The 1,050-nt window shown below is 61.7% G+C and carries 1 protein-coding gene; it reads right to left on the reverse strand.

The window, feature by feature from the left end; all coding sequences use genetic code 11:
• Positions 1-27 precede the first annotated feature (27 nt).
• The coding region (locus tag JJB74_RS32980; protein ID WP_200598774.1) for an IS5 family transposase at positions 28-1,050 on the reverse strand (1,023 nt) is incomplete at its 5' end.

A 1,050-nucleotide genomic window follows, 5' to 3' on the forward strand; every position in this document is an offset into this window, starting at 1 on the left:
CTAGTCGGCCCTGAAGAATTCCGAATTTCAATAAATGAGATTGGTCTGGCAAGTACCTTTGAGCTTGTTGATGATCAGGCGCAGGTTGTGCCCGGCTCCGCACAACACCGCATGGATGGCGTCGCCGAGGGCGCCTTTGAGCCAATTACGATCCAACTTGCCATCGCTCTTCATATGCCCGATGGTCGGCTCGATCGCACTGCGGCGTCGGATCATGGCTTTGAGCCGGCGTGTCACACCACGCTTTTGCCCCGAGCGCCAGACCTGCACGCGCTCGACTTCCACGCCGCGGTAACCGCGATCGACGAAGACCATTTCCGGCTCGACGTCCGACAGAATGGCAGCCTGCTCCAACGCCTCGTATAGCGTGTGGCCGTCATAGGGGTTGCCCGGCATGGACCGTGCGCCGAGCACCAGACCTTCCTTCAGCGTCGTCACGATCGATACCTTGACGCCGAACTCGTAGCGCACTTTGGCTTTGCCCTTGCTGATGCACTCCACTTCTGGCGCATGCAGCGCATACAGCTTGTTCTTGTCCTTCGGCCGCTGCTGCAGAATGCGGCGGGTCCGGCCAAGCAGTTCATTGAGCCGTTCGCGAGAAGCCGATGGCACACGCTGCAGTTGCCGCTCGATGTCGCGCTGCACCCGCCCCACGCGGGACCGGAGCGCCCGCAAGGCACGCCGCATGCGCTTGAACTGACGGGCATGGGCATAATGCGCGACCTGGCGTGCCAGACGCGGTGCGACGCGATTGTAATTCTGTCGCAGCGCCAAACCGTATTGGCGGGCAGCCTTGACGAGCAAGCTCCGACTCTTCTCCAGCAGCGCGGAATCGGTCGGTGGTGCAATGGCCTTGGCCATGACGGTGGTGTCAGCGATGACGCGCTTGATGCTGGCAGGCTTGATCACGCTGGCGCGCTTGGCCGCTTCGATACTTTGCGCCAGCAATTCTTCCACCCCGGCTTCGCCAATGCGCTTGCGCCAGCGCGACAGGCTGGACGGATCAATCGGCGGCTCGGTCTGCAGATAGGTTTCTCCCGTGAAGACCTG

The organism is Noviherbaspirillum pedocola (assembly GCF_016632335.1).
GTDB classification, from domain to species: domain Bacteria; phylum Pseudomonadota; class Gammaproteobacteria; order Burkholderiales; family Burkholderiaceae_D; genus Noviherbaspirillum_A; species Noviherbaspirillum_A pedocola.